General features: G+C 64.3%; 6 protein-coding genes. All 6 read left to right on the plus strand.

Annotated elements, in window-relative coordinates; translation table 11 throughout:
- The first annotated feature begins 4 nt into the window (after positions 1-4).
- Positions 5-1,714 carry an AMP-binding protein gene (locus K309_RS36845; protein WP_035877911.1) on the plus strand — a complete coding sequence of 570 codons (1,710 nt, stop codon included), beginning with the start codon at positions 5-7 and terminating at the stop codon, positions 1,712-1,714.
- A gap of 67 nt (positions 1,715-1,781) precedes the next feature.
- Entirely contained in the window at positions 1,782-2,540 is a 759-nt protein-coding gene (locus K309_RS0119430) for a maleate cis-trans isomerase family protein (protein ID WP_029047979.1), read from the plus strand.
- Positions 2,541-2,550: 10 nt separating this feature from the next.
- A complete protein-coding gene (locus K309_RS0119435) occupies positions 2,551-3,708 on the plus strand; it encodes an FAD-dependent monooxygenase (protein ID WP_029047980.1) in 1,158 nt (385 codons plus the stop codon).
- Positions 3,709-3,788: 80 nt separating this feature from the next.
- Positions 3,789-5,204 carry an MFS transporter gene (locus tag K309_RS36850; protein WP_064737458.1) on the plus strand — a complete coding sequence of 472 codons (1,416 nt, stop codon included), beginning with the start codon at positions 3,789-3,791 and terminating at the stop codon, positions 5,202-5,204.
- Between the two features lie 349 nt (positions 5,205-5,553).
- Complete coding sequence (gene groES / locus K309_RS0119445) at positions 5,554-5,844, plus strand: co-chaperone GroES (protein WP_029047981.1); 291 nt, start codon at positions 5,554-5,556, stop codon at positions 5,842-5,844.
- 45 nt (positions 5,845-5,889) lie between these two features.
- Positions 5,890-6,786 (plus strand): chaperonin GroEL (gene groEL / locus K309_RS0119450; protein ID WP_035877914.1); only part of this gene is annotated, 897 nt, incomplete at its 3' end.

Raw genomic sequence — 6,786 nt, forward strand, 5'->3', positions numbered from 1 at the left:
CATCATGACCGGTATTCATTTTCCGATTGAAGGCGTGGTGTACTGCCCGCCCGCCGACGCCGCCCGGTATTTCGAAAGCGGCGCATGGGTCGACGACACGCTCGGCGGCGCCCTGCGCAAGACCGCCCGTCGCACGCCGGACCACCCGGCCTTCATCAGCGATGAGCGCTCGATCACCTTTGCCGAACTGGACGCGCGCAGCGAGCGCCTCGGCGCCGCACTGCATCAGCTTGGCCTCAGGCCTGGTGATCGCGCCATCTTCCAGATGGGAACCACGATCGACACCGTCGTCGCGTTGATGGGCTGCTACAAGGCCGGCATAGTTCCCGTGTGTGCGGTGCCCCAGTACCGCGAGGTCGAGATCGGCCAGCTTTCCGCCCAGTCCACGCCGCGAGCCTATTTTGTGCAGGCCGATTTCAGTGCCTTCGACCTGACCGGCTTTGCCCGCGGCATGGCCTGCCGTCACCCGTCGATCCAACACCTGATCGTTGCGCGTGGCGGCGGTTCCGCCGCACAGGGTGCGCTTGCCGAGCATGGCATGGACGCACTGATCGACACGATCTCCTACGAGCAGGCCGTGAAAGTACTGGCGGGGGTCCCGATCGGCAGCGAGGACGTGCTCAGCTTCCAGTTGTCCGGCGGCACGACCGGCGTACCGAAGATCATTCCGCGCTTCCACGCCGAGTACATCGGCCATGCGCTGGCCTGCATGCGCCTGCTCGGTCAGACCGCGAAAAGCCGTCTGATCTGGTCGCTGCCGCTGCTGCACAATGCCGGCCAGCTCTATGTGCTGGTACCGGTCGTGGCGGGCGGCATGACCTCGGTGCTGATGCCACGCGTCGATATCCAGCGCATGCTCGATCTGATCGAACAACACCGCATCACGCATGGTATGTCGATTGGGCCGGTGGCGCCGCAGATGATCGCGTACCGGGACATTGCGCGGCACGATCTTTCGTCGCTGGAACTGTTCGGCACGATGACGCGTGCCGACGCGCTCGAAGCGCATCTCGGCGTGCCGTGCTTCAACCTCTTCGGGACGACCGAAGGATTACTGCTCGGTGCCGGCGCGCGGTTTTCCGCCGCGATACGGCATCGCACCCAGGGCTTCTCCGGTTGCCCGGATGACGATCTCCGCCTGCTGGTGCCGGGCACGGACGAGGCGGCACTGCCGGGAACGCCCGGCGAGTTGTGCTTCCGCGGTCCATCCAGCCTTCGCGGCTACTACAAGGCGCCGGAAGCCACCGCCCAGTCACTGACCGCGGATGGTTTCGTGCGCTCCGGCGACCTCATGACCGAGCACGTGATCGACGGCTACCGCTGCTTTGCGTTTGAAGGCCGCCTGCGCGACAACGTGAACCGCGGCGGCGAGAAGATCGGCACGGAAGAAGTGGAGGCGTATGTCAGCCGGCATCCTGCGGTCGCGGACGCCAAGCTTGTAGCGATGCCGGACCCGTTGTACGGAGAGAAAGGCTGCATCTACGTGATCCTGCGCGCTGGCCATGCCGCGCCCGACGTGGCGGAATTGGCTGCGTTCCTGGTGGAACAGGGACTGGCAAAGTTCAAATGCCCGGAGCGTATCGAAGTGGTCGCGGAGTTCCCGGTGACCCGCGTCGGCAAGGTCGACAAGGCCGCACTGCGGGCCATGATCGCGCGCCAGCTCGCGGCGGAAGCCGCTGGCGGAGCCGGCGAAACGGGGAGGAAATCGGCATGACACCTGCACCGAAGCCGTACTGCGAAACGAGCGCGCACGCCAACCCATCCAACCAAGGCTGACCAGCATGAACAGTCGTACCTACCGTATCGGGCAGATCGTGCCCAGCTCCAACACGACGATGGAGACCGAGATTCCCGCCATGCTGCGCGCGCGGGAGCAGGTCTGGCCGGAGCGCTTCACGTTCCACGCGAGCCGCATGCGCATGCATCGCGTCGTCCGCGAAGAACTGGAAGCGATGAACCGCGAAGGTCTGCGCTGCGCCGCCGAACTGGCCGACGCGCGCGTGGACGTGATGAGCACGGCGTGCCTGGTCGCCATCATGGCGATGGGGCCGGGCTACCACCGCCAGGTTGAGCAGGACTTGCTGCGCGTGGCGCGCGAGAACCACTGCGATGCGCCGGTGATGACGTCGGCCGGCGCGCTGGTGGCGGGCCTGAAGTCGATCGGCGCGCGCCGTATTGCGCTGATGGCGCCGTACATGAAGCCACTGACCGAGGCCGTGGTCCGGTACATCGAGCATGAAGGCATTGAAGTCCTGGATGCCTTGTCCTTCGAGATCCCGGACAACCTCGAAGTCGGGCGCCGCGATCCCATGCAGTTGCTGCAGGATGTCAGGCGCCTCAACACCGCCAATGCCGATGTCGTGGTGCTGTCGGCCTGCGTGCAGATGCCGTCGCTGCCGGCCATCCAGGCAGCGCAAGATGCCATCGGCCTTCCCGTCACGTCCACCGCTGCCTGCACGGTGCGCCAGATGCTGGAGCACCTGGACCTGGCTCCCGTCGTCCCCAATGCCGGTGCGGCCCTGGCGCCGGCAAGCAAGTAGGAGGCTTACCATGAATGTCGTCGTCATCGGAGGCGGGCCCGCCGGCCTCTACTTCTCGCTGCTGCTCAAGCAGCGGCATCCTGAAGACCATATCGTTGTGCATGAGCGCAACGAAGCAGGCGCCACCTACGGCTGGGGTGTCGTGTTCTCCGACATCGCGCTGTCGTTCCTGCAGGACGCAGATCCGGCGTTCTTCAGGAAGTTCACCGCCCATCATCAGCGTTGCGACCATATGGAAGTGATCCACCGCGGCGTGGCGGTGCCGCTGCGCGGCAACCATTTCTCGCGCACCTCGCGTATCGACCTGCTGCGCGTGCTGCAAGGTGCATGCACCGCGGCCGGCGTCGAGATCCGCTATGGCAGCCGCGTGAATGATCCGGCGGAATTGCCTGACGCCGACCTGGTCGTGGCGGCCGACGGCGTCAACAGCGAGGTGCGTACGCGGCTGGCCGAGCATTTCCAGCCGAGCTTCGACGTGCGCCGCAACAAGTTCGCGTGGTATGGCACGCATCAGCTCTTCCATCCGGTTTCGCTGATCTTCCGCGAGACCGAGTTCGGCGTGTTCATCGCTCACTCGTACCAGTACAGCGATGCGTTGTCGACGTTCCTGGTGGAGGTGGATCCGGACACATGGCATCGCGCCGGACTGGATACCGCGACCGAGGATGAGAGCCGTGCGTTCTGCGAGTGGGTGTTTGCCGAAGACCTCGGCGGGCATTCGCTGCTCGGCAATCGCTCGAACTGGTTCCAGGCCAGCGTGGTGCAAAACGAGCACTGGTCGCACGGCAAGGTCGTGCTGCTCGGCGATGCCTTGCGCAGCGTGCATTTTTCTCTGGGCTCAGGAACCCGCATGGCCATGCAGGATGCCGTTGCGCTGTGCGATGCAGTCTGCGCGCATCGTGACGACGTGCCGGCTGCTTTCCAGGCATTCGAAGACTCGCGCCGGGATGCATCGGCGAAGTTCCAGGATGCGGCTCGCCGTAGTCTCGACTGGTACGAATCGGTTGACAGCAAGATGCACCTCGATCCGGTGGCGTTCGCCTACGATTACATGCTGCGCACTGGCAGGGTCACGCACGAGGACCTGCGCCAGCGGGACCCGGCCTTCATCGCCCGCGTGGAAGCGGGTGGTTACCACTACCCGGACATGGATCCAGCCTCGGCATAGCCGCGCGCCGCAGCGCGGACCACGCAGTACCGCACAAGCCGAAGCATAGCGGCGGTGCGCCAACCTTCCCAGGAGACAAAATGACCGCCCCATCCGCCCCCAAAGATGTGGCGGCGGCCGCGCACATGCGCGCCGCTGTCAACGTACGCGAGTTTATCGACGCTGCGAGGCTTTCGCCCTTGCAGTTGCGCATCATGCTGCTGTGTTTCGCGATCGTCGCCCTTGACGGCTTCGATATCGCGATCATCGGCTTCCTTGCTCCTCATATTCGAGGCGAGTGGTCGCTGTCCATGGTGGCATTGGGCCCACTGTTCTCGGCCGGATTGCTTGGACTGATGGCCGGCGCCTTCCTGTGCGGGCCCATGGCCGATCGCATTGGCCGCCGCCGCGTGTTGATCATGTCGGTGGCGTGGTTCGGCGCCGCGTGCCTGGCATCTGCGGCGGCTTCCGGCATTGGGTGGCTGATTGCACTTCGCTTCCTGACCGGGCTTGGGCTCGGCGGCGCGATGCCCAACGCCATCACGCTCACGGCGGAATTCAGTCCGTCGCGTCGCCGTGGCACCTTGTTGACGGTGATGTTCTGCGGGTTTTCGCTCGGGTCGGCGGTGGGTGGGGTGGTGACTGCCTATCTCATCGAGCATGTGGGCTGGCGCGGCGTGCTGGCGCTGGGCGGGGTGCTCCCTCTGTTGCTGGTGCCGGTGCTAGCGCTGGCATTGCCGGAATCGGTGCGTTACCTGGCGACACGCGAGGGCATGCAGGCGCGGATCGCAGCCACCCTGGCGCGCATCGACGCGGCCCGGATCACGCCCGGACTTCGCTACGTCACCGACGAGCCGGATGGCCCCGGTTCGCCGGTCGGCCAACTCTTTGCGTCCCGCTATCGGATGGGAACGCTGTGGCTCTGGATTGCCTTCTTCTGCAGCCTGCTATTGCTTTACCTGATGATCAACTGGCTGCCGATCCTGGTACAGCGCAGCGGTCTTTCCCTGAAGGAGGCTTCAATGCTGTCAGGTCTTCTGCAGGGCGGCGGCGTTGTCGGCGCCATCGTGCTGGGCATGCTGCTCGACAAGTTCAACCCTTACGCGGTAGTTGCCAGTGCTTATACGCTTGGGGCCATCGCGGTGGCGTGCCTGGCTTCAGTGAGCGCACCCATGGCAATGGCGGCGGCGATCTTTGTCACGGGCTTTTGCGTCAGCGGCTCGCAGGTCTGCGCCAACGTGCTGGCGTCGGCGTTTTATCCGACCACAAGTCGTGCCACGGGGGTGGCATGGGCGCTCGGCATCGGGCGGGTCGGTGCGATCGCGGGTTCGCTCGGTGGCGCTTTCCTTCTGTCGGCGGGCTGGAGCAACGCAGCGCTTTACCTGCTCCTGGCGGTACCGGCAATGGTGGCGGCAATCGGCATCTACCTGACCGGGCGTGTTCAGGCCGTTCCCGGCGCGGGGGATACCGGACCGGAACTCGCGCGGGTCGAGCCTGCCGCACAACTTCACGAGTAAGGCATGGGCGGCGGGCAGGGCGGCGGCCCCGGACCCCATGGATCGCTCGTGCCGGTAGTCGGCGCAAACCGGACGAATGTGCCGGTGATCCGTCCGGGAGGTCCCACGCCGGGGACGGTGGCCATGACCGAATCGATGAACACCCACCTCAATTTCCCCGTCCGGGAAAACCCCCATCAAACCGCTGTCTTGAAATGGCCATACCCCGTCCCTATAATTAGCACTCGTCGGGGGTGAGTGCTAACAGCATGAAGCGCCCCTTGCGACACCTGAAAATTTCAGTTGGCCGTCGCCTCGGTTAGCCGGCCGATTTGTGATTAAACACTCACTTTTGTATCTAGGAGTCCGTATGAACCTGCGTCCTCTGCACGACCGCGTGATCGTGAAGCGTCTGGACAACGAAACCAAGACCGCGTCCGGTATCGTGATTCCCGACAACGCTGCCGAGAAGCCCGATCAAGGCGAAGTGCTGGCAGTCGGTCCTGGCAAGAAGGATGACAAGGGCAACAACATCGCCCTCGACGTCAAGGTCGGTGACCGCGTGCTGTTCGGCAAGTACGCCGGCCAGGCCGTGAAGGTGGAAGGCCAGGAACTGCTGGTCATGCGCGAAGAAGACATCATGGCCGTGGTGAACAAGTAATTCACCAACTGACCGCCACCCGTACAGATTTCAGGAGATTCAAGAATGGCAGCTAAAGACGTAGTGTTCGGCGACGCCGCACGTGCCAAGATGGTCGAAGGCGTGAACATCCTCGCCAACGCCGTTAAAGTGACCCTGGGCCCGAAGGGCCGCAACGTGGTGCTGGAGCGCAGCTTCGGCGGCCCGACCGTGACCAAGGACGGCGTGTCCGTGGCCAAGGAAATCGAGCTGAAGGACAAGCTGCAGAACATGGGCGCCCAGATGGTCAAGGAAGTGGCTTCCAAGACCAGCGACAACGCCGGTGACGGTACCACCACCGCGACCGTGCTGGCCCAGTCGATCGTGCGCGAAGGCATGAAGTACGTTGCCGCCGGCATGAACCCGATGGACCTGAAGCGCGGTATCGACAAGGCTGTCGCCGCCGCCGTGGAAGAGCTGAAGAAGGTCAGCAAGCCCACCACCACCAGCAAGGAAATCGCCCAAGTTGGCGCCATCTCCGCCAACAGCGACACCTCCATCGGTGAGCGCATCGCCGAAGCCATGGACAAGGTCGGCAAGGAAGGCGTGATCACCATCGAAGACGGCAAGTCGCTGGCCGACGAGCTGGAAGTCGTGGAAGGCATGCAGTTCGACCGCGGCTACCTGTCGCCGTACTTCATCAACAACCCGGAAAAGCAAGTTGTCCAGCTGGATAACCCGTTCGTGCTGCTGTTCGACAAGAAGGTTTCGAACATCCGCGACCTGCTGCCGGTGCTGGAGCAAGTGGCCAAGGCTGGCCGCCCGCTGCTGATCATCGCTGAAGACGTCGAGGGCGAAGCCCTGGCGACCCTGGTGGTCAACAACATCCGTGGCATCCTGAAGACCGCCGCCGTCAAGGCCCCGGGCTTCGGCGACCGCCGCAAGGCCATGCTGGAAGACATCGCCATCCTGACCGGCGGCACC

It is taken from the genome of Cupriavidus phytohabitans, from assembly GCF_000426345.1.
GTDB lineage: Bacteria > Pseudomonadota > Gammaproteobacteria > Burkholderiales > Burkholderiaceae > Cupriavidus.